The organism is Pirellulales bacterium (genome assembly GCA_019694435.1).
In the GTDB taxonomy this organism is placed as follows: domain Bacteria; phylum Planctomycetota; class Planctomycetia; order Pirellulales; family JAEUIK01; genus JAIBBZ01.
In genome coordinates this window covers 1-26,078 of sequence record JAIBBZ010000030.1, presented here as the reverse complement: position 1 = coordinate 26,078, position 26,078 = coordinate 1, and the positions used below count along the sequence as shown (strand labels likewise).

Sequence of the window (26,078 nt, the reverse complement as noted above, 5' to 3'; positions counted from 1 at the left end):
ATCACGCGGCTACGAATGAAGTCGAAGCAGGGGTCGGCTGTCAAGTCGCCGCCGGCGCGCCTGCGGCAAAATCGGTGCGGCGCGGCCGGGTGAGCGCGTCGAGATCCAAGTCGCCGCTCGGTGCCGGCGGCGTCGAACCGTCGGGCAATTGCCACGGCAAACGCACGGTGAACGTGCTCCCTTTGCCCAATTCGCTTTCGACCGACACGTCACCCCCCAGTAGCCGGCACAATTCGCGGACGATCGACAGGCCCAATCCCGTGCCGGAATACTCGCGGGTCATCGCGTCGCCGCCGGGCATGGCGGTGCGCCCTTGCCGGAATTTTTCGAAGATGGCGACCTGGTCTTCCTCGGCGATGCCGACGCCCGTGTCGCTCACGACGAGCAACAGTTGCCCGTCGGGAGCGCGGCGGGTGCGGACCTCGATGCGCCCCCCCTCGGGCGTGAATTTCACGGCGTTCGACAGCAGGTTGTTCAAGATCTGCTGCACCTTGCCGCGGTCCTGCCACAGCGGCGGCAGGCCCGGGGCCATGTCGACCAGCAAGTCGATGTTGCGCTTCTCGGCCAGCGGCCGGGCCATGTCGCACTGCGACTGCACGACCGACTCGACGGCGAATTCGCAGGGGCGGAGGTCCATTTTTCCGGCTTCGATCTTGGCCAGATCGAGGATGTCGTTGATCAAGTCGAGCAGCATCTTGCCGGACTTCTGGATGTTCTGTACGAACCGCTGCTGCTTCTCTTCGAGCTTGCCACCGGTGACGAGCACGTCGCTGAAGCCGAGGATGCTGTTGAGCGGCGTACGCAGCTCGTGGCTCATCGTGGCCAGGAAGTCGCTCTTGAGCCGGTTCAACTCGAACAACTGCAGGTTCATCCGCGCCAGCTCGTCGACCTTGGCGTCGAGGTCGGCATTGACGTGCCGCAGCTCCTGTTGCGCTTCGACGAGATAGCGCAGCATGCGGTTGAAGGCCAGGCCGAGCTGCTCGAACTCGTCGCCGGTGCGAATCTCGGCGCGCGTTTCGACGTTGCCGCGGCTGATCGCGTCGCTGACGTCTTTCAAGTGGCCCAGCGGCTTGACGATCACGTAGCGCACGATGACCCACGAGGCGACCATCGCCAGGAACACGGTGAGGATCGCCGTGAACAACAGAAATCCGCGGTTCCGCTCCAGGTCGAGCTGCGTGGGCCCGGTCGGAATCCGCACCTGCATCACCCGCAGCAGGTCGCCGGAGGCCAGGTTCGGATTCGGATCGGTCACCTTGTGGCAATGCACGCAGGTGCTCGTAGCGCGAATCGCCTGGTAATACTGATACTCGGTGCCGTTGGCCACGAGCCGCGACGACCATTCGATCTGCGGCTCGTCCGGGGGCGGCTGGCCGGGGGCTGTGGGCTTGGGCGGCGCGGGGGGCGGCGCCTTGATGAACTGCTCGACCAGGGCCCATTCGAAACCGTCGCCCGGTTGCCCTTCGGAAACACCCTGGCCCGGGTTGCTGCTCGGCGGACGAATCGCGCGGAACGAGTATTCCTGGTTCTGCAGCCGCTGGCCCATGCTCTTGACGAACAGCGCGTCTTCGCCGTCCTGCGAGCGGGCATCGATCGTCTCCCAGTGCTTGAGCACGAGGATCGTGTCGACCAGCAGCCGACCCTTGTAGTAGTTCTGCTTGTAGACCAGGTCTTCGGTCAGCCGGCCGTAGAACCAGAAGCTGCCCATGATCAGCAGCAACAGGCAGAGCCCGAACAGGAGGCGACATTTGCGCTCCAGGTTCGTCTCGCCGAGGACGTGTTTAAGCGATCGATACGACATGATCGGACCGTGGCAGCGCAGACCCGCGGATGCGAGCGAATTCTAGGACCCGCGGCACGCACGGGCCAAGATCAATCGCCCGCGGCCGCGCACCGCCGCTTACAGCATACCCAGCGGATCGACGTCGGCGATCCACAACACGTCGTCCGGCGGCGTCAAGCGCTCGGCCACCGTGCTGACAGCTTGGCGCAACGGCAAGCCCTCGGGCCCGTGGAGATGGATCTGGTGGCGATAGTCGCCGCGCAGCCGGGCAATCGGCGCCGGCGCCGGGCCGAGCACGCGATAGGCCTCGCCCAGGGGCGCCAACTCGCTGCGTAGCTGCTCGGCCAGCGTTTCGCCAAACTCGTGTACCAGGGTTTCGCTCGGACCGCGAATCACCAGCCGAATCAGCCGCCCGAACGGCGGATAGCCCAGCTGCTCGCGCTCGGGCAGCTCTTGCCGGGCGAAACGGCCGTAGTCGTGCGTCACGGCGGCCTGAATGGCGTAATGCTCCGGGCTCAGGGTTTGCACGAGCACGCGGCCGCCGCGATCGCTGCGCCCCGTCCGTCCCGCCACTTGCACGAGCAGTTGAAATGTTCGCTCGGCCGCGCGGAAATCGGGCAGGTGCAGCGCCATGTCGGCCTGCACGACGCCGACCAGCGTGACGTTGGGAAAATCGAGCCCCTTGGCGATCATCTGTGTGCCCAGCAAGATTCGCACGTCGCCCTCGCGAAACGCCGCGAGGACTTGTTCGTAGTGACCGGCCGATTGCATGGAGTCGGTATCCATGCGCGCGCATTTGACACCGGGAAAGCGTCCCCGAACTTCGTACTCGAGACGTTGCGTGCCGGTACCTGAGTAGCGAATGCCGGTCGCTTGGCACTCGGGACACTGGCGCGGCGCCGGCTGCCGGTAATCGCAGTGATGGCACATGGCCGTCTCGCCCTGCCGATGATGGGTCAGCGCGATGTCGCAATGCGGGCACTTGATCACCAGCCCGCAAGCGGGGCATTGAATGTGCGTCGAGAAGCCGCGGCGATTGAGCAGCAGGATGACCTGGCCCCCGTCGGCCAGGGCCTGGTCGATCTGCAGCCGCAGCGGCCGGCTCAGAATGCCAGGGCTGCGATGTTCGCGATCGGCCGTGCGCAAATCGACCGTCTTGACGACCGGCAGCGGTCGATCTTCGACGCGTCGCGGCAACTCGATGAGCTGGAACTCGCTGGTCACGCAGCGCTGCCAGCTTTCGAGCGAGGGGGTCGCCGAGCCGAGCACCAGCGGCAATCGCTCGGCGCGCGTCCGTTCGAGCGCGACCTCGCGGGCGTGGTAGCGCGGCGCCGTCTCTTGCTTGAACGTCGTCTCGTGTTCTTCGTCGATGATGATCAGGCCCAAGTGCGGCGTAGGCGCGAACACCGCGCTGCGCGCGCCGACGATCACTTCGACCTCGCCGGCTGCGATGCGCTGCCAATGGTGATTGCGCTCGACGTCGGTCAGGTGGCTGTGCAACACCGCCACGCGCGCAAATCGCTCGCGGAATCGCTGCAGCGTTTGCGGAGTGAGACTGATCTCGGGCACCAGCACGATCGCCTGGCGGCCGAAGCGGACGACTTCTTGAATCGCCTGGATGTAGACCTCGGTCTTGCCGCTGCCGGTCACCCCGTGCAGGAGAATGGTGCGTTGCTCGGCGGCATGCAACGCCGCGAGAATCGCTTCGAGCGCGCGCCGCTGGTCGGCATTGAGCACATGGTTCGGTCGCCGCTCGACGGGTACGTCGGTCGGCAGATGTTGTTCGATCCGCTCGCGGCGGGCCACGATCAGGCCCTTCTTGCGCAAGGCCTGGATCGGTCCGATCGTCGTACGGACAGCATGCGCGAGTTGTTGCGGTGTGAGCGGCTCGGCGGCGGTTGCCAGGTGGCGCAACGCTTGCAACTGCTTGGCCGGCAACTTGAGCTGTTCGAGCTGCGCCTGCGTCTCGGGAGCCAGGCTGAGCAAGACGGCCTCGCGCGTGCCGGCCTGGCCGCGCACGCCCGCCGGCACCACGGCCTCGAGCACCTGGGGCCATGGGCACAGGTAATACGCGGAGATCCACTGGGTCAGTCGCAGCATGGCCGGCGACAACAGGCTGCGGCGATCGACCACCCCGAGCAATTCCTTCAGCCGTCGCCGGGTGGACGATTGGGCATCGAGCGCCACGCAATAGCCCACGACGGGCCGGTCGCCTCGGCCCAGGGGCGCACGCACACGGCAACCGACTTGCAGACTCACCCGCAGACGGTCCGGCACGCGATAGTCCAACGGCTCGGGCGGGCCCGTGGGAAAGATCACCTGCGCGACGAGTTGGTCTTGTTCGGCATCGGCCTCCCATTGAGGCAGATCGTCGGCAAACAATCGTCCTTGCTGAGACATCCGCGTGGGGGTTCCTGCCTGGTGGTGCCGGCGCCGCGGCCAAGGTGCGAGTGTTCAAGTCGCGCCCGACGCGGTAAACTGCTTGCGCGATCGCGGCGCAGCGACGACCTCGAATATCACGCAGCGCCGCGGCGGCCACAAGCGTTCAGTTCTTGTGCATCCGCTCAGGGCTCGTGCACCACACCGATGCGCCTAGGAATTTTTGGCGGCACGTTCGATCCGGTCCACCTCGGCCATTTGATCCTGGCCGAGTGCTGTCGCGAGCAGGCACAATTGGACCAGGTCTGGTTCTTGCCCGCGGCGACTCCGCCCCACAAGCACGACCGCCCGATGACGCCGGCGGGCCAGCGCGTCGAGATGCTTGAGCTGGCCATCGGGGGACACCCGGCGTTCGGCGTTTCGCGGCTCGAGATCGACCGCGGCGGCGTCAGTTACACCGTCGATTCGCTCGTCGAGATCGGCCGACTGCACGCGCACGCCGAGTTGTTCTTTCTGATGGGCGCCGATTCGTTGGTCGATCTACCCCGCTGGCGAGAGCCGCGGCAGATTTGCTCGTTGGCGCTGCCGCTGGTCGTTCGCCGGCAAGGTCTGCCCGAGCCGGACCTCGACTGTTTGAACGAACTGGTCACGCCCGAGCGCTTGGCGCAGATTCGCGCGCATGCGGTCGAGATGCCGCTGGTGGGGATCAGCAGCAGCGACCTGCGCGAACGCGTCGCCGCGGGCCGCAGCATCCGGTTTCAAACGCCCCGCGCCGTCGAGGTCTATATCGAGACCCAGGCGCTCTATCGTCCCGAGAGCAAGTGACCACCGCATTCAGGCCGCCGGGCGCAGGCGCAGCCGCTCGACGAGCCGGGGGGACAGCTTGAGCACGACCGCGTCGGGCTGCTCGCGGAGTACCTCGCGCACGGACTCCAGATGGTCCTCGGGCGTCTGCGCGAGGTCGAGAAAGATCAGCTTGCGTCCGCGAATCTCGCAGGCGCCGCTACCGCTACCGCCGAGCCATTCCTGGCGCACGGTGTAGCCCAGGCGGCGAGCCTCGGCGAGCGCTTCGGCCAATAGGTCGATGGTGTGCATGGCGCAAGGCCGCGCAGCTGGCGCGCGGAACAACGCGGTCGAAGTCTTGCGGAATCGCAGGCGAATCGCTGGCCCCGCAGGATGGGGGCCACGGAAGATGTGCGGGCGGATTGTAGCGGTTCGCCGTTCAGGAGCGAAGCGCAACTCGTCGATACAAACCGAGGAGGCTCCGCGCCGCTGGCAAACGCGCTGGTTGCGCGGCCCGGTACGGTAATCTGGCGAGGATCGTCACGATGGCGGGCCCTGCAGACGACGGACTGTCGGCGCAAGAGCAGATCGCTGCTCTGAAAGCACAGCTTGCGCAGGCGCAGAAGCAGACGGCGCTCGGCGAGCTCCTGGGGACCACGACCCACGAGTTCAACAACGTCCTGATGACCATCATCAATTACGCCAAGATGGGCATGCGCCATCGCGACGACGCCACGCGCGACAAGGCCTTCGAAAAAATCCTGGCCGCCGGCCAACGGGCCGCGAAGATGACGACGAACATCCTGGGCATGGCGCGCAATCGCACCGGAGGCCAGGAACCGACCGACTTGTTGCCGCTGGTCCGCGACACGCTCGAACTGCTCGAGCGCGAGTTGCGCAAGTACCGGATTGCCGTCGATATCGATCTGGCCGAGGTGCCCAAGGCCTTGGTCAACGGCAACCAGATTCAACAGGTGCTGCTCAATCTGCTGATCAATGCCCGGCAGGCCATGCCCGAGGGTGGCCGCGTCGTCGTCCGCCTGGTTCACGACGAACGCCAGGACACGGTCGACCTCGTGGTGCGCGACTCGGGCTGTGGCATCCCGGCCGACAAGCTGCCGCGCATCTTCGAGCCGTATTTCACGACCAAGTCCGGGCCCGATGCCAGCGGCAAGGGCGGCACCGGCCTGGGGCTATCGATGTGCCGGGAGATCATCGAGGCTCATCGCGGGCGCATTCGCGTCGAGAGCACCGTAGGCAAGGGCACGCAGTTCACCCTCAAGCTACCCGTAGCTCGCCCGGCGACGGGTACCGATTTCGGTGTGACGGCGGTGCCATCAACCACGGAGCCGGTCGGCTGATCGGACCAACGGCGGCCGGCTTAGCGCCGGGCAAGAGCCCGCCGGGGCGGCGCCAGTTTACGCTGCAGATCCTGCAAGATTCGCTGCTCGAGCAGCGGATCGCGTCCCTGGGGAATCCAGCCCGTGTTGACCGGGATATCCCCGACTGGCTCGACGTAGCGCACGATCGAACTGTCGCTCCGAAACGCCGCTGCGCTGGCCGTGGCGAATTGCGGTCGCGCGATGTCGGCCAGTTCTTTGTAGACGGCCACGTCGACCAGGTAGCCGCTCTGATCGGGCAGCACGCGTACGATGGCCTGTCGGCGCATGGTCTGCAAGGTGCTCTCCACGCGGTTGTAGCCGCCCACCGAGTCGCTGCGCCAGGGCTCCAAGAGCGTCGCGCCGATCATCGGCCGCGTGGTCAACCGGCCCTCGGTAATCACATCGCCGACCATCCGTACCCGCTCTTCGCGATCGATGTCGAAATAGGTGTCGACCGAGTCGACCAGCTTGTCCCAAACCAAATTCGCGTCGGCGACGGGCACCAAGATGCGGCTCGGCGCCGGCGCGGCCGCGTTGACCAGTCCTGGAGCGGCATAGCCGGGCGGCGCGATCCCCGGCGGCGCCACCGGAGCGGGCGCAAGACCGGGAAAGATCCAGGCCACGGGCGCCGGCGGCGGTGCCTTGCACCCCGTCAATCCGTAAACGAACGCCAGCGCGCAGCACCACAGCATCCGGCGCATACCGGAGATGCGACGACCGGGGCCGCGCAGCGCGACGAGGTGATGGAGTAGAGCGTGCATTGCGCGAATGCGCAGGGGGGATGTGTTGACCGGGAAACAGGGTCCGGGCCGGCGAGAAGTCTGGCAATTTGGTCGCCGCGCTGCAAGGGCAATGCCGCAGCCTGGCCCGGGGAGCTAGCATACGCACGGCGGCGCGAACCCTTGCCGCCGCCCCGTTGTCGACCGGCGGGGACTTGGAGGGGCCAGGCAGCCGGCAGCAGGCGGATTCTTTGTGAGCACCACCGACACGAACGAGCCATGCTGGCAGCTAACGCTCACGGCGGGCGACGATTGCCTGCTGCGCCCGCTCCGGATCGACGACGCCGACGCCCTGCACGCGGCCGCGATGGATACCGTCGCCGAGCTGAGGCAGTGGTTCGACTGGTGCCATGTCGATTGGACCACGGCCGAGGCCCTGGCCGTGGTCGAGCACAACTTGCGCGAGCAGCAGTCGGGACGCAGCTACAACTTCGTCGCGGTCGACGCACATGGCCGCATTGTCGGCTCGACCTGGCTCAACCGCGTCGACGGCCAGCATCGGTTTTGCAACCTGGGCTATTGGGTACGCACGCCGTGCGCCGGGCGCGGCATCGCCACGCGGGCCGCGCAGCAACTGGCCCGCTGGGGCTTCGACCATTTGGGCCTGACGCGGATCGAAATCGTGGTCGACGTGGACAACGCAGCCAGCCATCGCGTGGCGACCAAGATCGGCGCGCGGCGCGAGGGACTGCTCCGCTGGCGATTAGTCCATCACGGACAGCCGCACGACGCGGTGATGTACTCGCTGCTGCCGCGCGATTTCGACGGCACGCTCCGTTGAGCGCAGTCCGGTCATCGGCGCGTGCCGGCCGGTGGTGGGCGCCTTGTTCGCCGAGCTACTCCTGCCCTGCTCCACCGGCGGGCTTCGCCTGCGCGGCGAGCGCCTCGGCGAGACCGGGCACATCCTGCGCTCCGGCCGGCACGGTGATCGACGCTCCGGCAAAGTCGCTGCCGATGGCCTCGTAGCGGCCGCCCAAGTGCTCGGCGAGGAACGCTTCTGCCACGGCAAAGAACGACAGATTGTTCTCGGGCCGGGCAAACCCGTGGCCCTCGTCGGGATAGAGCACGTACGTCACCGGGATCGATTTCTCCTGCATCGCCTTGACGATCTGGTCGCTCTCGGCCTGCTTGACGCGCGGATCGTTCGCGCCCTGGCCGATCAGCAGCGGCCGCTCGATGCGGTCGACGTGCGTCAACGGGCTGCGCTCGGTGAGAAACTTTTTGCCTTCCTCGGTGGTGAAATCGCCGACGCGATCCTTGAACATCTGCACGGCCGGCTGCCAGTACGGCGGTACCGTGGCCAGGAGCGTCAGGATGTTCGAGGGGCCGACGATATCGACGCCGCAGGCGAACACGTCGGGCGTGGCCGTCAGCCCGACAAGTGTGGCATAGCCGCCGTAGCTGCCGCCCATGATGGCGATGCGATCCTTGAGGGCGATCTTTTCGGCGACGGCCCAGCGGACCGCGTCGATCAGATCGTCGTGCATCTTGGCGCCCCATTGGCCGTTGCCGGCGTTGACAAATTCCTTGCCGAAGCCGGTCGATCCGCGGAAGTTGACGCTCAAGACGGCATAGCCACGGTTGGCCAGCAGCTGCTCGAGCGAACTGAAGCCCCAGTCGTCGCGCGACCAGGGGCCACCGTGCACCAGCAGAACCATCGGCAGCGCGGCCTGCGGCCGGCCATCGCCGTCCGGGTCGGTATGCTTCGGCAAACTCAGATAGCTGACCAAGTCGAGGCCATCGCGGGCCTTGATGACCACCGGGTGCATCTTGACCAGCGGCAGGCCCTCGAGGTCCTTGCGGTTAGTGAACAAGAACGTGGCCTTGTGCGCCGCGCGGTCATAGCGATAGTAGCGCACGGGACCGTTGTCCATCAGATATGCAACAATCCAGTGCTGGTCGTCGAGCGTGCGGCTGGTCACTTCGACGTCGCCGTCGGCGACGGTCTTCAGGTAGTCGAGATCGGCCTTCACCTGCGGGTCGAGAATTTGCCATTCTTTGCGGGTATAAGTGAACGCGACCGCTTGAATGTTCTTCTCGGTCGGATGGGCCATCACGCCGCCGACGTCGGCCTTGTCGTTGGCGGCCAGGACTTTGACTTCGTCGGTTTTCAGATCGACGATCGTCAGTGCGCCCGTATTGCGGCCGCGGCTGTCGATCATGTACAGCCGGTTGCCCGACTTGTCGAAGCCGGCTGGGCTCGTCGTGAGCGTGTCGGCCATGTCGATCTTGGTGAAATCCTTCCAACCGCCCTTGCCGTCCGGCTCCTGAACACTTTGACCGCCGTCAGGCGTGTACTTGATCGCCAGGCGGACGTGGTACTCGTCGTCGCTCAAGAAGCCGGCAAAACCGGGATTCTCCTGCAGCAACGCTCGCTTGCCCGTCGTGATGTTGACCCGGTAGATGTCGTGGAATTCCGGCTTGCGGTCGTTCAGGCCGATCAGGATTTCGTCGGGAAACTTGTGGCTCACGCCTTCGATTTGCGCGGCCACCTTTTCGAGCGGCGTCAGGTCGATCGTCTGACCCGAGTTCAGGTCGGTGCAGTAGATGTGCCAATCCTCGTCGCCGCCGGCATCCTGAGCGTAGAGAATGTGCCGGTTAGTGAACGCCCAAAAATAAGAGCGGATGCCGCGCTTGCGATCCTCGGTCACCGGCTTGGCCGCATCGGGATTGTCGATCGGACCGACCCAGACGTTCAGCACGCCATCGACCGGGGCCAGGTAGGCGAGCTGCTTGCCGTCGGGGCTGATGCGGGCCGCGGCCTTATCGGGATTGCCGAACAGCACGTCTCGGGCGATCAGTTCGGCCTGGCCGGGCAGCTTCGCGCCGGGACCAAGGGCCTGCGGCACCGTCCGCGGATTGGGCAATTCGTCGGCGGCGCAGGCGTCGCCACGATAGCCAAGCAGCGCAGTTCCCAGCATGACATAAGTCAGCGTCCATCGTCGTCGAAGCAAGTTCATCGCACCAAGCTCTCCGTGTTGGGCTAGATCCGCCGCTGCCGGCGGGAATTTGGGCCGTCCGTGGCGCCAACATATCGCAGGTCGCCGATCGAACGCAATTCTCGCCAGTCGAGCGCGTCGCCCTTCGTCAGCGCGCCGGGGCACTTGCAGCCCGTCAGACGAACCAATGCCAGTGATCGCGGAGCCAATCAAAAAATGAATCGCCCCAACGGTGACCACAGACGCCGCAAACGACGGCGCCGATGAGTATTGTGTCGCCAGGAAAGAAGGGTGTCTCGGGCAGGATCCAGATGCACGCCCCCAGCCCTGCCAGCGCGCCGATGAGCGCGCCGACCAGCACTCCTCGAACGGAATCGTTCATGGTCGAACCCGAGCCGCCGGTGATCGAGCGAGAATTCCACGCCTTTCGTGATTCGACGCCATAAGCCAATTCTTGGCGTGTTTTGTTTGCCATCGCCGCGGCAAATGGTATTGTCGACGTCAGCAGGACCGTACCGCTGGTTATGGGTCGTATTTGCGTTCCACTCGTTAGCGATTGGGAACGCAGACACATCCGTTTCACGCGGTTGATCGATTGGGCAGACAATCCGGCGGGCCCCTAGTCCGCCTCGTGGTCTCGCGAAAGTTCTGCCGCCGACCACAGCCCCAAGAGTTGGGGAAACGGTTGGGGAACCGAACGCCTTGCCGCGGCGGGTCGCTCGGTTCCCCGTCTTCTTGCGCCGCCCTGGCGCCTGGCTTGTTTCGCGCTATGCAAGCCGTTGCGATTTGGGTGCCCTTGGTTCGCAGGCTATCTTGCTGGCTCGACCGGCTGGGGTCGATCTGCTCTTGGGGGCGCGGCGGATGCCGAACAGGTTGGACGAATCTCGAGGCGCGCTGGCGCTCGACACGCAAGGCTGGGCCCGCGCGATCGGGCGCCGCGACGCCACTACGCCAACGTACGAACCGTTGGTACCCGTCGCCTTGGCGGCGATGCTCGGCATCGTATTCGATCGGGTCAGCCCGGTCGCGGGTGGGACAACATTGGCCGCTGCGGTCGGGTTATTGGGCGCTTGGGCCCTGGCCCGGCGTTCAAGCAGCGACCGTCTGGCGGCCTGGCTGCTGCTCGGAGCCGTGGCCGCGCTCGGCTGTGGTTGGCATCACCTGCGGTGGCAGCGGTTCGCGAGCGACGACATCGCCGGATTCGCAGCCCCGGCGGCACGCCCCGTGCTGGTGGAATTCGTAGCGCTCGAGCAATCGCGTCTGGTGCCTCCGGCCGCTTACGATCCCTTGCGCATTCGTCCGCGCGGCGAGCGTACGCGCGTGGCGGTGCGCGTGGTGTCGCTCCGCGATGGGCGATTGGTGCGCCCCGCGTCGGGCCGAGCGCTGCTGGAGATCGGCGACGCGGTACGCGAAATCTTGCCGGGAGATCGGTGGCGCGCATGGGCTCGGCTGTCTCGCCCAGGTCCGCCGGCGAATCCAGGCGAATTCGATTTCTCTGCGTATGCACGCGCCGATCGGCAACTGGCCCGTTTGTCAGTCGCTACGCGTGCATCACTCGTGCGCGTGGCTCCGGGCAGTCACTGGCGCCCGGCGCGGTGGATCGCCGCGGCTCGCCGGCAAGGCGACGGTTTCCTGCACACCGCCCTGCCGGCTCATCGAGCGACGTTGGCCAGCGCCTTGCTGCTCGGTTTACGGGAACAGGTGGGCGACGAACGCAGCGAGGCGTTCATGCGCACCGGCACGATTCACGTGTTGTCGATCTCCGGCATGCACGTCGGCATTCTGGCCGGGAGTTTGTTCGCGTTGCTGCGACTGGGTTGGCTGCCGCAGCGCACGGCCGTGGTGTTGATTGCCGCGATCACCTGCCTGTATGCCTGGCTCGCCGATGCCCAGCCGCCGGTGGTCCGCGCAGCGATCCTAGTGGTGATTGTCTGCCTGGCCGCAGGGCTGGGTAGGCAAGCCCTGTCGTTCAACTCGCTCGCGGCCGCGGCCCTAGTGGTCTTGGTGCTGAACCCCGCCGATTTGTTTCGCCTGGGACCGCAATTGTCGTTCGTGTGCGTGGCCAGCTTGGTGTGGTTCAGCCCGATGACGAGGATGCCGCCGCCACGCGATCCGTTGGATCGGCTCATCTGGGAAACGCGACCCTGGTCTGTGCGCTTGCCACGCGGCGTCGTCTGCTGGGCGTGGAGGCTCACGCTGCTCAGTTTTTGCGTCTGGCTGGTGACGCTACCGCTCGTCGCGGCACGGTTTCACCTGGTTTCCCCGCTCGCGCCGCTGCTGAACACGTTGCTTTGGTTGCCGGTCACGATATTGCTGCTCTCGGGCCTGTCAATGCTGGCCGCGGCCATCGTGCTGCCCGTTTTGGCAGTACCGTTTACGGCGCTTTGTGCCGGCAGCATCGCCGTGCTCGATCGCCTGGTTACCGTCGTGGCTGCCTGGCCACTGGATCACTATTGGGTTTCCGGCCCGCGCGAAGAGTGGCTCCCGGTCCTCTACGGCGCGTTGACCTGCTGGGCACTGCTACCACGCTGGCGGCCGGCGCGTTGGATGCGCTGGACGTTCGTGGCCGGCTGGCTGCTCGTGGCCTGGGTCTTGCCGGTGCCCTTGCCCGCCGGGATCGGCACGGGGAACGCCTGGCAACGCCCTGCTCCGCCGCAGGCCCTGCGGTGTACGTTTCTCTCCGTGGGGCATGGCTGCGCGGTCGTGCTCGAGATGCCCCATGGCGAGGCCTGGGTGTACGACATCGGTCAACTCGGTTCGCCGCGCCGCGCGACCGACGCGGTGTCGCAGTATCTCTGGACCACGCGCCGTCGCAAGGTGGATGCGTTGTGTCTGTCGCACGCCGACGTCGATCACTTCAACGGCGCACCCGAACTGCTTGAACGCTTCGAGGTCCGCCGGGTGTTCATCACGCCGTCGATGTTCGACGACTTCGGCCCGGCGCTGGTACCGCTGGATCAAGCGTTGCGGGCTCAGCGCCTGCGTCCCGAACCGGTCACGGCCGGGTGCGTGCTCTTGGCGGCGCCCGAACTGCGCGTCGAGATCATTTCGCCGCCGGACCAGGAACTGCGCGGCCGCGACAATGCCGAGAGCCTGGTGTTGCTTGTCGAGTACCTCGGGCACCGCATCTTGTTGACCGGCGACCTCGAGGGCGAAGGGGTCGAACGCCTGCTGGCGCAAGAGCCGCTCGACTGCGATGTGATTCTCGCGCCACATCACGGCAGCAATCGTAGCAACCCGCCAGGCCTGGCTCGCTGGTCGACGCCCGACTGGGTCGTCATCAGCAGTGGGCCTGCGCCGCTCGATCCCGAGTTGCTCGATGCTTACCGCAGTGAGGGTGCCCGCGTCGTCACGACGGCCACAAGCGGCGCGATTCAGTTTGTCGTCGATCGCGCGGGGGTGCGCGCCGAAACCTGGCGCGGCAGGCCATGAGAACGGCGTCTGGCATCATGCTTCGAGCCCGGCCGCCGCGTTGCGCTTTTGCCAAAAGCGGCGCACATACCAGGGCCGCTGGTCCTCGACCGGCTCTTTCCAGGCCTCGGCCGTCCAACGGGCGAGCAGCCGGTCGCCGTCGGCAAACGCCAATTCCGTGGGCGGCGGATCGGCCAACCAGCGTCGTTCCACCTGATCGCGTTCGGCGATGATCCCCGACGCCAGCCGCGCCGGGTCTTGCATCACGCGGCGGTGGAGCCGTTCGTGGCGCCACCACAACGACCGCGGATCGGCCCGGTCGGTCGGCGGTGGTCCCAGATCGAGCGGTTGATCAACGGCAACCGGCTTGAACAGGCTCAAGCAGGGAGCCGCCGTGGCGGTGACCCAGTGACGAATGTGGCCAGCACGCAGATCGGCCACCCAGGCCCCGGTGGTCTGCGAGCTGGCCACGAGTCCACCGCCATGCACGCAGGGCACCCCGAGCCCGCCGTTGGTCCAGTGATACTCGGGCACAACGGCGCCGCTGGTGCCGTGATCGCGGAGCAAGCGCATCAAATCGCCGACGCGTGCGACGTCGCGCGCCAGCGTCTGCGTGCGGCACTGCCGCGCGTGGCCGGCCGCGACTTGGGTCTTGATCGTGTCGCTATACCGCTCGGCAAATGCAGGAATCGACAAGGCATTGGAGATTGTCCGCGGACCCTCAATTACCTGCTCGACCGCATGCTTCTTGCCGGCGGTCTCCAGAACGAACGCCGTATGTGGATCGGCGATCATGAAGCTGTTGTGGTAGCTAAAGTTGCGGTTTTCCAGGCCGCAGCCGCCTCCCTGGCCATGTTGCTCGAGCAATTCGACGATCACCTGCACGGCCGCCGTGGCCGTCGCGGAGCGCTCCAGCGCCAAGCGCACCAGGTCCATGCCCGTCAGCCCGACGTCGGCCAATGGTTCTTTGGTGAACACGGCCTCGTTGCCGATCGTCACGCCGTGCTCGTTGGTGCCCATCTCGGCGCCCCACATCCAGAACGGCCGGCTGACGAGCGTGGCATGGGTCCGGGAAACCTGCGGGATCTCCAGGTATGTGCAGCGGAGCGTCGAGCCCGGCGCATGACTTTGCGCCGGCTGCCACTGGAGGATCTGCGCTTCGTTCGCGTCGCGATCCGAGTTCTTGGCAAACAGCACGCCGTCGGGCCGGACAATGACGACCGAATCGCACACGACAATGTCACTCGCAATCAGGAGGTGGAAAGCGGGGCGCCTCGTCACGGCTGCGCCGATCCTAGCCGGTCGGTTCCGTTGGCGACAAGCGGTCGCAGGGCGCGGCTCCCTTGCACGGTGCGTCCGGGATACTATCATGCGCGCGGCAGCCCGACCGTCCTATGTGGGGAGCAATGCATGGCCACCGTTACACAGACCAAGCCTCGCCGGCGCAAGGTCCACTACTCGGGTTTCGACGATCTGCTGGCCGACGCCGAGCGGCTGGCGACCGCGCCGGTGCGGTTGGCGGGGAATTGGACCCCCGGCCAGATCTATTGGCACCTCGGCGAAGCGATGCATGCTTCGATCGACGGCTTTCCGTTCACGCCGTCCTTGCCCCTGCGGCTGATCGGCCGGGTGTTCAGGCCGTTGCTCCTGCGTGTGAGTGCCCCCCCGGGCTACAAGCTGCCGGCTGCCGGAGCGCCGCTGCTCCCACCGGCGAAAACCAATGCCGAGGGACTCGAGTACCTCCGTGCGGCCGTGGCCCGCTTGCGTACCGAGAAGAAACGCGTGCCCAGTCCGGTGGTGGGTACGCTGTCGATTCCCCAATGGGAGCAATTGCATTGTCGGCACGCCGAGATGCATATGAGCCACATCGTGCCGGAATAGCATTGGTGCGACGTACGAATTCGATCCCTTGCCGAAAGGCTGGTTGAAGTTGACCGATCCCGATCCTCATGGTCCGCTCGATTCCGATCTGACGGTCAACGCCTTTGAAATGCGTTCCGGCTGGATCTTCCTGCGCGTCGATTCGGTCGAGCGCGAATTGAACCAGGTGCCGTTTGTGCTGAGCCAGGCACTCAGCGATTGGCTGATGGACAATCCATCCATTGTCGTGCGGCACACGTTGCCGATCACCGCATCGGGTCACACGGTCGGCATTCACGTCTGGTACGACTCGTCCGACGAGTCGTAGCCCGCCATGTGGGAGCTCACTGCCGACAACGCCGCCTCGTATCTGCACGACCGCGGCTGGATTGGCCGGCACGAGCAGGTCGACGTCGCGAGCCTGCCGGGTGGCGTGTCGAACGAGGTGCTATACGTCGCCCGCCGCGATGCAGGCGCGCCCGACCTCGTGCTCAAGCAGTCGCGCCCTCGCTTGCGCGTGGCCCAGGAGTGGCGCTGCGGCGTCGAGCGCATCTGGCGGGAAGTGGCCGTGTTGCGCTGCTGCGAGGCGGTGCTCGCCGGCCGCGACCAATCGGACGCTACGGCGCTGCAGCTCGAAACCCCGCGTGTGCTGCACGAAGACCGGCAGCGATATGTGATCGCGATCAGTGCCGCGCCGCGCGAACATCGCGTCTGGAAGGCCGATTTGCTGGACGGCCGGGTAGAGTTGCCGATCGCCGCGGCTTGTGGGCGACTGCTGGCTTGTCTGCATGCCGAGACCTGGCACGACAGCCACGTGGCCCGCGCGCTGGGCGATACCGCGATCTTCGACCAATTGCGGCTCGATCCGTACTTTCGCGCGGTGGCCCGGGCCAGGCCCGACGCGGCCGCCGATTTCGAGCGCCTGATCGAAGTCACGCTCGCCGAACGCCACGCGCTGGTGCATGCCGACTTCAGCCCGAAGAACCTGCTTGTCTGGGACGGAGGTTCGCAGCGCGACGGGGGGCTGTTGATGGTCGATTTCGAGACCGGGCACTACGGCGATCCGGCCTTCGATCTTGGGTTCTTCCTGACGCACCTCGTGGCCAAGGCGGTGCATCTCGGCGATCGGCGGATGTTGGACCTGGCCGACGCCTTTTGGCAAAGTTATCGCCCGGCAATGCTGGCCCGGCTGGGCGAGGCCGAGTTTGCGCGGCTCGTGGCCCGCGGCTTGCAATGCCTCGCGGGCTGCCTGTGGGCACGTGTCGACGGCAAGAGCCCGTTGGAATACATCACCTCCGAGCGTCATCGCGCAACGATCCGCAACGTGGCCCAAGCGATCTTTGCCGAGCGCCCGACCGCGTGGGCTGGTGTCGTGCGGCTGCTCGACGCCAGCGAACCAACACGAGACGATGCATGACGAGCCATTTACGCATCCGTTCGATTCGTGCCCGCGAGGTTCTCGACAGCCGAGGCCGTCCGACGGTCGAAGTCGAATTGGCCTGCGGCGACGGCGAACCGCAGCGCGCGATTGCCCCTTCGGGCGCGAGCACCGGAGCCGCCGAAGCTTGCGAGCTGCGCGATGGCGATCCACGGCGCTACGATGGCCTGGGCGTGCAGCGAGCGGTCGAAAATGTCCAGCGCGTGCTGGCGCCGGCGCTCGTGGGGTTTGATGTCTGCGATCAAGCGGGGCTCGATGCGCGGATGATCGAGCTCGACGCCACGCCGAACAAGTCGCGCCTGGGTGCCAACGCCATCCTGGCGGTGTCGCTGGCCTGCGCCAAAGCCGCGGCTTCGGTCCGGAAGCGGCCTTTGTTCGAATACCTGCACGAACTGTTCGTGCAGCAAGCACGCGCGGCAGGCGCCGCGAACAAGGTGCTGGAAACACCCCACATCCCCCTGCCGATGACCAACCTGATATCCGGCGGGCTACATGCCGGAGGGAACCTCGATTTCCAGGATTTCCTCGTGATGCCCGAGGGGGCGCCAAGCTACGCCGTCGGCCTGGAGTGGATCGTGCGCGTCTACCGGCGATTGGGCCGCCTGCTCGACGAGGCCGGCTATGAAGGACGGCTGGTCGGCGATGAAGGGGGCTACGGACCGCGGCTGTCCGAGCAGCGCGCCGCACTCGAGTTCATCGTGCGCGCGATCGAAGCCGCCGGTCTGCAGCCGGGCAGCGACATGACGATTGCCCTCGACGTGGCCGCGACGCATTTCTACGAATCGGGCGCCTATCGCCTGACGGCGACCCGGCACAGACAGCTCACTGCCGACGAGTTGACCAGCGAACTGTCCGTGCTGGTCGACGAGTTTCCGGTGCGCAGTATCGAAGACGGCCTGTCGGAAGACGACTGGCGCGGCTGGCAGGGCCTCACCGAGCGGCTGGGCGATCGCGTTTGGCTCGTCGGCGACGATCTGTTTGCCACGCAAGTGTCGCGCATCGAGCGTGGGATCGCCGAGGGCTGCGCCAATAGCGCCCTGATCAAGCTCAACCAGGTCGGCACGCTCACCGAAACCTTGGCCGCCGTCCTGGCCGCGCGGCGGGGCGGTTATGCTTGCATCGTCTCGGCCCGTAGTGGCGAGACCGAAGACGACTTCCTGGCGGATTTGGCCGTCGCCACGGCGGCCGATTCGATCAAGATCGGCTCGATCGTGCGCAGCGAGCGGCTGGCCAAATACAATCGCCTGCTGCGCATCGCCGAGCAGCTCGAAGCGTGATCGAGCCGCGGCTGTCGGCGGTTCGCTCGCCGGGCGATCAGGTAAGCGGCGCAACCTCAACCGATTCTAGGGAATATTCATCCATGCACCCGTACTTCGTCGATAAGCAAGATTGCTCGCGGCACTCGATCTTTCCGGGCGTGGAGATTTTCACGACGCACGGCCAGGGCGTGATGCTGTCGCTGGTAGAGATGCAACCGCATGCAGTGGTGGAAGAACACAGCCACCCGCACGAGCAGTTGGGCTTGCTGCTCGAAGGCGAGGCGACGTTCATCGTCGGCGGCGAGACCCGCGTGGTGCGCCCCGGCGGCATGTGGCGGATTCCCGGCGGAGTCAAACACAAGGTGATCGCGGGAGACGCGCCCGTGCGGGCGCTCGACGTCTTCCATCCGATACGCGAGGACTACAAGTGAACCGACGCGGCCTGGCAGGGATGCTGGCGGCGGTCAGTCTGGCGCTGGCCGGCGGATGTTCGTCCTGGCGGCAGGCGCCGCTGCACGCTACCGCGGGGATTTACGATCAGGCCACGCTGCGCTACGAAAGCGATGCAGCCACGCAGGGAGTTGCATTGCCGGTCGCGCGGGTCGACCGCTCGCAGGTCAGCTACGAAGCGCTGCCGACTTCGCCGGTCAAAGGCCAGTGCCAGAGCACGCTAGTGCTCGAGTATCCGCACCCCAAAGGCCACGCCGGCATGGCCCGGGCCACGGTCGAGTTGCAGGCCTCGCCCGCGCAGGTCGTGGCCGGCGACGCGAGTTTGACGAGCGGCGAACCTAAGCCGTGGTGGCAGTTCGATTGGCCGGGCCGTCGGAAGCCGCCGCAGGTTTATGAGAAGTGGGTGCTCGACGTCCCCCGCGCGCAGGTCGACCAGGTACTCGACCGGCTCAATCAGGCCGGCTATTTCGATCGGGATCTCAAGGCGTCGGATTCCGGCGTCGAATTGGCCGTCACGCTTTCGGACAAGCGGACGAAGAAAGCATGGCGTTCGGTGCCCGAACTCGAGGCACTGGCGCAACAGGCGCGGCTGCAAGGGCAACTGGTCGGTTACGAGCGCAACGGCACCTTGCCGACGGGGCCGTTCAACCCCGCGCTGCTGCCGCGATCGGCGCAGCCGCAAGTGGTGCAACAAAGCGCCCTGCGCGCCGGCTCGCAATTTGCCGCCGCGCGTCCGGCGCTGGCCGCAAACATGCCCACGCGATTGCCGCCCGTTGCGGCGGGCGTCTCGACCGCGGCCGCCGTGCAGCCGGCGAGCTATCAGTCGCCTCAGAACGCCGGTCGCGTTGCGCCGCCGGAGCTGCCGCTGGTGCCGCAGACCGTCGGTGGCGTGGCCCGATTGCCCAGTCCTCCGGCGGGCATCTGGCGCTAGGCCGAGGCCGTGTCAGAACAAGCAGCGCCCGGCATCTGCGATTTGCCGGTGATGGACTTCGAGCGCACTGCGAACGGCCGACCGGATGCGATTCTGCTCGTCGGGTGAGGTCGCTTGCTCGAGTGCTTGTTCCAACTCGTGCAATCTCGCGCGCAGGAGCAACCGCAGCGCGTCGACATACCGGTCGTAGCCGTCGACACAGAATCCAGACATCTTTCGCCTCAAACCTGCGCGCCGCGACCGTCTTTGACGGCTCGACGCAATCGACCTGCCACCGGCGACCAGTATCGTACGCTTGGCAGGGCTGCCCTGCGTGCGGCCGCCGCCTACATTTCCCGGTCCAAGGCCTTGGCGACCTTGCGGCACAGCGCCATCGTCTCGTTGAACTGTTGGACGTTGAGCGATTGGTAGCCGTCGCTGAGAGCGTTGGCCGGGTTGGGATGGACTTCGAGGATCAGCCCGTCGGCCCCGGCGGCCACGCTGGCGCAGGCCATCTGCGGCACGAGCCAGGTGTGGCCCGTGCCGTGGCTCGGATCGACGACTACCGGCAGGTGCGTCTTGCCGTGCAGCCAGACGACCGTCGCCAGCGGCAACGTGAACCGCGTGTGGCTTTCGAACGTGCGAATGCCGCGCTCGCAGAGCATCACGTTCGGGTTGCCGGCGTCGAGGATGTATTCGGCCGCCAGCAACAGCTCTTCGAGCGTGGCGCTGGGACCGCGCTTCAGCAGCACCGGCAACGGCTGCTTGCCGACGGCCTCGAGCAGGCGGTAGTTCTGCATGTTTCGGGCACCGATCTGCAACACGTCGGCATAGCGGCACACGAGTTCGACGTCTTCCGTGGCGAGGATTTCCGTCACGATCGCCAGCCCGGTCGCGTCGCGGGCCGCGGCCAGCAGCTTCAGGCCCTCTTCCTTCAGGCCCTGGAAGCTGTAGGGGCTCGTTCGCGGCTTGAAGGCTCCGCCGCGCAGAGCCGTCGCGCCGCCGGCCTTGACGGCCTGGGCCGATTCGAGGATTTGCGACTCGTTTTCCACCGAGCACGGGCCGGCGATCACGCCGATGCGCTTGCCGCCGATCTCGAAATTGCGGCTGCGGATCACCGTGCGTTCGGCCTTCAGCTCGCGGCTGGCCATCTTGTACGGCGCGAGGATCGGCATCACCTCGGCCACGCCCGCCCCCGCCTCGAGCGCCTCGCGATAGCCGTCGCGCTCGTCGCCGACGGCGGCAATCACTGTGCGCTCTTTGCCAACGATGACGTTGGCCTTGAGTCCCAGCGACTCAATGCGCTTGACCATGGCTTCCAACTCCGCGGTGGTGTGTTCGGGACGCATCACGACAATCACGGCACAGGTTCCTTCAAGTTCGGGGACATGGCGCTGCGGCGATCCACGGATGAAAACGGCAGCTCATCAAATAAAAACGCCCCGGGAACCAGCTCAGTGGATCCCGGGGCGATTGGCGTCGGCATGTGTCAGTGGTGACTAGACACCTCCGGCGGCCCCGCGATCCAGCGGGGTAAAGTAAAATCGATAGGCACGGCCGAAGGTGACGCTCATCACGCACATTGTGGACGCTGGTTGCCCGTGTTGCAAGCGCGTCACCGGTTCGATCCGGGCGCGGTTGCCTGGTCGATCAGCCAACGCACTACCTGCACCTGGATGTCCTGGTTGTTCAGCACGAGCAAGGCGTTGCTGCCCGGGTCAAAGGCCAGGTCGCCGGTTCCGCCGTTGCCTTGCCAGGCCAGCGGGGCCACGTCGCGGCGAAGGGCCTCTTCCATCGTCGCCCCGGGATACTTTTGCCGCAGGTTCGGCGGCACGGCATATACCTCGGTCTCCAAGCTGGCGGCCAACGCCGCTCGGCTGGTGATCTGGAGCGTTTGCGCATCGATGGCCCGGTACGCCAGGTCGAGTGGCCCCAAGGCCACGGCCAGTGCTTCGCTCAAGGGCAACTGGTCGGCTCGGAGCGTCACTTCGGCAGATTCGGTCAGCCCGAGCGCTTCGAGGGCCCGGTGGTCGATCACCAGGTTGACGCCCGACGCCGCCTGCAGGTCGGCCAGCAAACGCGACAGCGCGACCGGCTGGGGGTGGCTCACAGTCAGCGGCGTGGCGAGCGGCGCCGCGGCCAGCAACGCCCGGCAGGTTAATTCTCGCGGATCGCCTCCGGAACGGCTCCGCAGCTTGCCGAGACGCGCGACCAGCGCGGCCAATTCCTGATGCACATTTTGCGTTTGGCGCACGACCAACTTGTTCTTAGCGGCGCGCAGCGTGCCGGAACCGCCGGCCGCCTGCCAGGTCGCCGGTGCAATGAAGCGTTCGACGAGCTGGATGGCGCGCGCGGTGGACTCGGGTGCGAGGTCGCCGGCGAGCGCGGCCAGATCGTAGCTGCGCTCGCTCAAATCTTGCCCCATCTGCGTCGCGGTCGTGATCACCACCTGGCCCGACTGGATGAGCTCGACCAGGCCCAGGGCCTCGATCGCTGCCCGCAAGGCTTCGCCCGCCGTGGCGCCGTTGAGTTGGACCTTGACCGTGTCGGAGACACTGATGCCCTCGGCCGCCAGGGCATCGACGTCGATCGAAATCGGTACCGCCGTCAGGTCGGCGATCACGTCGACGAGCGCCGCCAACGGAGTCGACTCCGCAGCAATCGCCGGCAGCTCGACGCCCAGCCGCGCAGCGATCTCGGCATCGCTCAGCGCCGGCGGCGACGGAGCAGGTGTCGCCGTGGCGGGTTCGCTCGGTGGCTGAGGCTGGTCGTGGGCCGCGGTTTCCGCGGTTGGTGCGGCGACGGGGGGCTCCGCGCGCGGTGCCGTCGCGACGACCCCGTGCTCGTCGACGAGCGGCAGCAGGGCGAGCTCGGCAGCGGTCGGACGCCCGCCGCCGTTGATCGTGGCCATTTGCTCGAGCACCTGGGGGTCGACATCCTTGCTAACGAAGCGGACAGCCCCGTCGAGCATCGCAGCGTACATTCCGTCTTCCTGCCCGCTGCCAAAACCGTCGGGGCCATTGACGTACGGACGTTGGGTCAGCGCCCGGACCGTGGCATCGCCACCGGCGGCCCAGGCGCCCAGGCGTTCGCGCACTCCCAACAGCGCAATCGTGTTCGTCGCGCCGTCGACGATCTCTTCCGGCCGTAGCTGCCGACGGAAGCTAAAGACCCCGGCGCGAGGATCGGTGGGCGGCAGCTCGCCGGCATCGGCCCCGAGCCCGGCGACGCCGACATAATGCGTGATGGGAAACCCGGCCTCGGTCTTGGTCGCGCCGAGCAGCGGATTGACGAACTCGGCGAGCGGCTCGCTGGCCGCCGCGCGGTTGACCGGATCGTTCCACGAATGGAAAAAGTTGAGCTGCTTGTGCAACTCGCGATGACCGTAGTAGGGCAACAAGCTCGCGATCCAGCTCAAACGGCTTTCGGGACGCAATTGCACAGCCCCCCCTGCTCCGATGGGCCATTGCCCAGTAGCGCGCTGGTGGGCCAGCAACCCGGCAGCCGCGCCGCGCACATGACCAAGCGCAGCGAGCCGCTGGCCGGCCCGCAGGTCGGACTCGAAGCTGGGCACGCCCGCCAACAAGGCAGCGAAGAACTTCTCGGTGGTCGTGCCCGGACTGCAGCGCGCCCAAAACTCGTCGCGCTCGTGACCCGACGTGGCGGACTGGAAGGCGGCGACCAGGGCTTTGCAAATGAATTCTCGGTGGTCGGCCGCGTCGGGCGTCAATTCGCCGCGCTGCAGGCGCCCGTCGAGGCCCTGCGACTCGCCGTCGGCAAAGGCACGCGAAGCAGCGAGGGCCTGTTGCCAGGTGTTTTCCAGATCGAGTGTGGCCGACTCGGTACCCGCCACGAGCCGCACTTCAACCTGGAACGCTTCGCCGGGCGTAATCCAGATGGCCCCCGCGGTTGCGGCCTCGGCTAGCGCCTCCCATGGGGGCACCGCTGTCGTCAGCCATGCAAGCTCGGGTAGCGCGATTCGCTCTCCCGACGCCCGCCAGGCGCCTAGGTCGACGGCCACCGCGGCGGCAAACTGCCCACCGCGCTGCGCGAGGTCGATCAGCTTCGAAGGCTCGGGCAACGGCCCTTGCCGCGCGGTCAATTCGCGCAACACCGTGTCCGGGCCGCTGATCGCGCGATGCTCGTCAACGATGATCCATGCGTTGCTCCAGCCGCCCTCGGCCGCGCGGCGCGCGGGCCGGCCCGCGTGACGAAGATCGGCAACCTCTTGGGTACCGGCAAACGACTCGGCAGCCACCGGTTCCAAAAACTCGACCAGCGTCACGCCATCGCTGGGCGAGCCCCCGGCCTGCCATTGCACGTGCGTGACGCGACGGATCGCGGTCGGTTGCCAATCGAATTGCTCAGCGAGCGGTCGCCAGACGTCGGGCCACAGCGGACCCAAACGTGCGAGCCACGAGCCCAACGAGCCCTCGGTCGCCAGCCGGTTGGGATCCATGGAAGCGATAACCCGTGCCTTGCCGGGAATCCAACGCGGATCGAGCGTCGGGCGGTCGCCCGGCGGCACCGCTGCATCTGCAGGCACTGTCTTAGGATCGGCATTCACGACCGGAGCTGAAACCTCGACGGCCGGCGCGCTAGCCGTGGGTTTCTCGGGGCGGCCGCGCGATGCGATCCACAGACCTCCGGCCGCGCCGACCGCGACGACCAGGCCAGTGGCGGCGAACATCCAGCCGCGCCTTGCGCCGGCGGCAACCGGTTCGGTGGCGGTCGGTTCGTCAACGGGCGGTTCGCTCGGAGCCTCGGTCGCCGCCGTGGCGGGGGTGGCGGTTGGCTCCGGCCTGGCCGGAGGAGACCAACCGGGCGGCGCGACTACCTGCACCATGCTGCGGCACTTGGGGCAGGAAACGATCTGGCCGATGGCCGCCGGATCATTGACCCGGAGCCGCGTTCGGCAAGTCGCGCAGTGGATATGAAAAACTTCCATCGCCACAAGTGTACGCCGCTGCGGCGGCGGTCGATGCGGTTACTTCGACGCGTCTGGGGACTTGGCATACTCGGGGGGCAGCGGATCGCCGCGCGAGGCCGCCGCGGCCCGGGTGGTTACAAACAGCGCTTCGCCCGCGCCCTGTTTCCCGGGCTTGATCACGTAGAGCAGTTTGCCATCTGGATTCGCCAGTTGCAGGATTTTGCGCAGTACCGCGCCGGCGGTGCCGCGCTCGTCCAGCGAAAACGACTGGTTCTTCGTGATGCCTTCCAACTGCAGATCGGTGCCCAGGATTTCAATTTCGATGTTCAAGTCGAGCGCGACTTGCGCCAACGTCTTGTCGAGCGGGGCCCGCGGTACTTTCAACTCGTACGGCTGCTCGAGAACCACGGCGATCGATTGAGGGCGCGAGGTCGAAGCAGTCGCCGTGCCGGCGGCCGCTGCGCCGGCCGTCTCGAGCGTGGCCAGGCGCGTCCCCCACACGAGATTGGCCGCGGCTTCCGCGGGCAAATAACAGCGCAGCACCGCCTGGCGATCGTCGAGGCCCACGCGCGTATATTCCACCAGCGTCTCGACCATCGAGGGGAACCGTTCGAGCACCGCTCGGCTGTAATCCGAGGGCACCAGCGAAGCGAGCTGCTGGGCCACGCGCGAAGGCACAGCCAGCCAGCGGTCGCGCAGGCCCTTGGCCAGGCCACGTGGCGGCAGGTCGGCCCGGCCGTAAACGCGCAGCTCGGCGAACGCATCGTCGTCGAGCTGCAACGACAACAGCGCTGCCGCGGCATGCCGACCCAGGAACTCGTCGACCAACGCGCTCAGCGGCCGCAGTTCGTCGCCCCAGACAGTCTTGCCGCCGCGCGTGAGGAACGTGGGGGCAAACAGCACCGAGATCGCGCGGTGGTTATCGCTCGCGGCGAGCAGCGACTTGAACTCGCGGCGCAGCGGCGGCTCGACCCCGGCCAGCGCGGGAATCAGTTTCACCTGCTCGGCGCTACAGACAAGCAAGGTTTGCTTGTTGCCGCGCGCGGGAATCAATCGCACGTCGTCGCCCACCGCATACAGGGTTTCTCCCGCGACCGATCGGGACTGGACGTCGGGCCAATGGGCCGTCAATCGCGTCGAGTCCCAGGTGGTCGTCGCTTCGAGCGCCCAGGCGACCATCGGCGGATCGGGACTGGCGTCGTAGAAGCCGACCAGCACCGACTTCACATCGGCGGCGGTACCGTCGGCCAGCCGCGCGAACTGGGCGTTTAGTGTTTCGCCCCAAGGTCCCAGCGCGTCGAGCAGTTTGGCGCCGGCCGGATGCGCTGCCAATTCCGCGGGTCGCAGCGCGACGATCAACGGTGCGCCGGCCGGCAGCCAGCCGATCGACAGGGGCTCTCCTGCGGCGGGGGCTTCCCATAGCGCCGGCCCCAGGTGCGGGTCATCGGGCGCCGACGGCAGTGACGATCCCGCGGGCACCGCGTCGTTGGCCTGGGCTGGAGGAGTGGCTGCCGCACTCGGCTGTTCGGCCACGACTGACGTCTTGCGCAGGGCCGCATCGCCGGGCCTGGGGGCGTTCAGAAAGAGACCCGCCGCGACGATTACAGCCAGCACCGCCACGGCGCCTGCGAGCCAGGACGCCCAGCGCCGGCGGGGCCGAGCGCGTTCTTTCGCTGCGATTCGGGCTGCAGGAACCTGATCGACGGGGGCGACCGGCGACACTTCGTCTGACGAGGTGCGCGGCGCCGGCGCTTGCACTGCGAGCCAGGCACGAT

General features: G+C 66.7%; 21 protein-coding genes. 10 read left to right on the top strand and 11 right to left on the bottom strand.

Annotated features, from left to right (window positions below; all coding sequences use genetic code 11):
- Positions 1 to 40 precede the first annotated feature (40 nt).
- Both K1X74_18435 and priA read right to left on the bottom strand, forming a co-directional pair.
- Positions 41 to 1,801, bottom strand: coding sequence for a HAMP domain-containing protein (locus tag K1X74_18435; protein MBX7168320.1), 1,761 nt, complete (start codon positions 1,799 to 1,801; stop codon positions 41 to 43).
- A 99-nt stretch (positions 1,802 to 1,900) separates the two neighbouring features.
- A complete protein-coding gene (gene priA, locus K1X74_18430) occupies positions 1,901 to 4,183 on the bottom strand; it encodes a primosomal protein N' (protein ID MBX7168319.1) in 2,283 nt (760 codons plus the stop codon).
- 186 nt (positions 4,184 to 4,369) lie between these two features.
- On the opposite strand from priA, the gene nadD reads away from it, so the two are divergent.
- Positions 4,370 to 4,987, top strand: coding sequence for a nicotinate-nucleotide adenylyltransferase (nadD, locus tag K1X74_18425; protein MBX7168318.1), 618 nt, complete (start codon positions 4,370 to 4,372; stop codon positions 4,985 to 4,987).
- A gap of 9 nt (positions 4,988 to 4,996) precedes the next feature.
- Here the strand turns inward: nadD and K1X74_18420 are convergent, their stop codons facing one another.
- Positions 4,997 to 5,257 (bottom strand): hypothetical protein, encoded by a 261-nt coding sequence (locus K1X74_18420; GenBank protein MBX7168317.1) that lies wholly within the window; start codon positions 5,255 to 5,257, stop codon positions 4,997 to 4,999.
- 233 nt (positions 5,258 to 5,490) lie between these two features.
- Here K1X74_18420 and K1X74_18415 point away from each other — a divergent pair, with 233 nt between their 5' ends.
- Positions 5,491 to 6,306, top strand: a complete 816-nt coding sequence (locus K1X74_18415) for a HAMP domain-containing histidine kinase (GenBank protein MBX7168316.1) — start codon at positions 5,491 to 5,493, stop codon at positions 6,304 to 6,306.
- A 20-nt stretch (positions 6,307 to 6,326) separates the two neighbouring features.
- On the opposite strand, the gene K1X74_18410 is transcribed toward K1X74_18415, so the two are convergent.
- On the bottom strand, positions 6,327 to 7,088 hold the full coding sequence (locus K1X74_18410; protein MBX7168315.1) for a hypothetical protein: 762 nt from the start codon (positions 7,086 to 7,088) through the stop codon (positions 6,327 to 6,329).
- 211 nt (positions 7,089 to 7,299) lie between these two features.
- Between K1X74_18410 and K1X74_18405 the strand changes: the two genes are divergently transcribed.
- Positions 7,300 to 7,887, top strand: a complete 588-nt coding sequence (locus K1X74_18405; protein ID MBX7168314.1) for a GNAT family N-acetyltransferase — start codon at positions 7,300 to 7,302, stop codon at positions 7,885 to 7,887.
- A gap of 55 nt (positions 7,888 to 7,942) precedes the next feature.
- Here K1X74_18405 and K1X74_18400 read toward each other — a convergent pair whose 3' ends face one another.
- Together K1X74_18400 and K1X74_18395 are read right to left on the bottom strand one after the other, a co-directional pair.
- Positions 7,943 to 10,066 carry a S9 family peptidase gene (locus K1X74_18400; GenBank protein MBX7168313.1) on the bottom strand — a complete coding sequence of 708 codons (2,124 nt, stop codon included), beginning with the start codon at positions 10,064 to 10,066 and terminating at the stop codon, positions 7,943 to 7,945.
- 154 nt (positions 10,067 to 10,220) lie between these two features.
- Complete coding sequence (locus K1X74_18395; GenBank protein MBX7168312.1) at positions 10,221 to 10,427, bottom strand: hypothetical protein; 207 nt, start codon at positions 10,425 to 10,427, stop codon at positions 10,221 to 10,223.
- Between the two features lie 491 nt (positions 10,428 to 10,918).
- Here K1X74_18395 and K1X74_18390 point away from each other — a divergent pair, with 491 nt between their 5' ends.
- Positions 10,919 to 13,477: a ComEC/Rec2 family competence protein gene (locus tag K1X74_18390; GenBank protein MBX7168311.1), complete on the top strand. Its 2,559-nt coding sequence runs from the start codon at positions 10,919 to 10,921 to the stop codon at positions 13,475 to 13,477.
- A gap of 15 nt (positions 13,478 to 13,492) precedes the next feature.
- On the opposite strand, the gene K1X74_18385 is transcribed toward K1X74_18390, so the two are convergent.
- Positions 13,493 to 14,689 (bottom strand): hypothetical protein, encoded by a 1,197-nt coding sequence (locus K1X74_18385; GenBank protein MBX7168310.1) that lies wholly within the window; start codon positions 14,687 to 14,689, stop codon positions 13,493 to 13,495.
- Between the two features lie 177 nt (positions 14,690 to 14,866).
- On the opposite strand from K1X74_18385, the gene K1X74_18380 reads away from it, so the two are divergent.
- The 6 genes from K1X74_18380 to K1X74_18355 all read left to right on the top strand — a co-directional run bounded on the left by K1X74_18380 (position 14,867) and on the right by K1X74_18355 (position 19,394).
- Positions 14,867 to 15,337, top strand: coding sequence for a DUF1569 domain-containing protein (locus K1X74_18380; protein MBX7168309.1), 471 nt, complete (start codon positions 14,867 to 14,869; stop codon positions 15,335 to 15,337).
- A gap of 43 nt (positions 15,338 to 15,380) precedes the next feature.
- The gene (locus K1X74_18375; GenBank protein MBX7168308.1) at positions 15,381 to 15,644 is read left to right on the top strand and encodes a hypothetical protein; all 264 of its coding nucleotides are present in this window, start codon (positions 15,381 to 15,383) and stop codon (positions 15,642 to 15,644) included.
- Between the two features lie 6 nt (positions 15,645 to 15,650).
- Positions 15,651 to 16,733, top strand: a complete 1,083-nt coding sequence (locus tag K1X74_18370; protein ID MBX7168307.1) for an aminoglycoside phosphotransferase family protein — start codon at positions 15,651 to 15,653, stop codon at positions 16,731 to 16,733.
- Entirely contained in the window at positions 16,730 to 18,031 is a 1,302-nt protein-coding gene (gene eno, locus K1X74_18365; protein ID MBX7168306.1) for a phosphopyruvate hydratase, read from the top strand. Before K1X74_18370 ends, eno begins: the two co-directional genes overlap by 4 nt.
- 83 nt (positions 18,032 to 18,114) lie before the next feature.
- Entirely contained in the window at positions 18,115 to 18,444 is a 330-nt protein-coding gene (locus K1X74_18360; GenBank protein MBX7168305.1) for a cupin domain-containing protein, read from the top strand.
- A complete protein-coding gene (locus K1X74_18355) occupies positions 18,441 to 19,394 on the top strand; it encodes a hypothetical protein (GenBank protein ID MBX7168304.1) in 954 nt (317 codons plus the stop codon). The genes K1X74_18360 and K1X74_18355 overlap by 4 nt, the downstream gene beginning before the upstream one ends.
- Positions 19,395 to 19,406: 12 nt before the next feature.
- Here the strand turns inward: K1X74_18355 and K1X74_18350 are convergent, their stop codons facing one another.
- From K1X74_18350 to K1X74_18335, 4 genes are all read right to left on the bottom strand, one after another.
- The gene (locus K1X74_18350; protein MBX7168303.1) at positions 19,407 to 19,607 is read right to left on the bottom strand and encodes a hypothetical protein; all 201 of its coding nucleotides are present in this window, start codon (positions 19,605 to 19,607) and stop codon (positions 19,407 to 19,409) included.
- Between the two features lie 113 nt (positions 19,608 to 19,720).
- On the bottom strand, positions 19,721 to 20,734 hold the full coding sequence (gene aroF / locus K1X74_18345) for a 3-deoxy-7-phosphoheptulonate synthase (protein MBX7168302.1): 1,014 nt from the start codon (positions 20,732 to 20,734) through the stop codon (positions 19,721 to 19,723).
- A 254-nt stretch (positions 20,735 to 20,988) separates the two neighbouring features.
- Positions 20,989 to 24,063 (bottom strand): DUF1559 domain-containing protein, encoded by a 3,075-nt coding sequence (locus tag K1X74_18340; protein MBX7168301.1) that lies wholly within the window; start codon positions 24,061 to 24,063, stop codon positions 20,989 to 20,991.
- A gap of 297 nt (positions 24,064 to 24,360) precedes the next feature.
- A partial coding sequence (locus K1X74_18335; protein MBX7168300.1) for a hypothetical protein occupies positions 24,361 to 26,078 on the bottom strand: 1,718 nt, incomplete at its 5' end.

Coding starts and splice junctions, on each gene's coding strand:
- K1X74_18435 (MBX7168320.1), bottom strand. CDS start 1,801: ATGTCGTATCGATCGCTTAAACACGTCCTCGGCGAGACGAACCTGGAG.
- priA (MBX7168319.1), bottom strand. CDS start 4,183: ATGTCTCAGCAAGGACGATTGTTTGCCGACGATCTGCCTCAATGGGAG.
- nadD (MBX7168318.1), top strand. CDS start 4,370: ATGCGCCTAGGAATTTTTGGCGGCACGTTCGATCCGGTCCACCTCGGC.
- K1X74_18420 (MBX7168317.1), bottom strand. CDS start 5,257: ATGCACACCATCGACCTATTGGCCGAAGCGCTCGCCGAGGCTCGCCGC.
- K1X74_18415 (MBX7168316.1), top strand. CDS start 5,491: ATGGCGGGCCCTGCAGACGACGGACTGTCGGCGCAAGAGCAGATCGCT.
- K1X74_18410 (MBX7168315.1), bottom strand. CDS start 7,088: ATGCACGCTCTACTCCATCACCTCGTCGCGCTGCGCGGCCCCGGTCGT.
- K1X74_18400 (MBX7168313.1), bottom strand. CDS start 10,066: ATGAACTTGCTTCGACGACGATGGACGCTGACTTATGTCATGCTGGGA.
- K1X74_18395 (MBX7168312.1), bottom strand. CDS start 10,427: ATGAACGATTCCGTTCGAGGAGTGCTGGTCGGCGCGCTCATCGGCGCG.
- K1X74_18380 (MBX7168309.1), top strand. CDS start 14,867: ATGGCCACCGTTACACAGACCAAGCCTCGCCGGCGCAAGGTCCACTAC.
- K1X74_18370 (MBX7168307.1), top strand. CDS start 15,651: ATGTGGGAGCTCACTGCCGACAACGCCGCCTCGTATCTGCACGACCGC.
- eno (MBX7168306.1), top strand. CDS start 16,730: ATGACGAGCCATTTACGCATCCGTTCGATTCGTGCCCGCGAGGTTCTC.
- K1X74_18360 (MBX7168305.1), top strand. CDS start 18,115: ATGCACCCGTACTTCGTCGATAAGCAAGATTGCTCGCGGCACTCGATC.
- K1X74_18350 (MBX7168303.1), bottom strand. CDS start 19,607: ATGTCTGGATTCTGTGTCGACGGCTACGACCGGTATGTCGACGCGCTG.
- K1X74_18340 (MBX7168301.1), bottom strand. CDS start 24,063: ATGTTCGCCGCCACTGGCCTGGTCGTCGCGGTCGGCGCGGCCGGAGGT.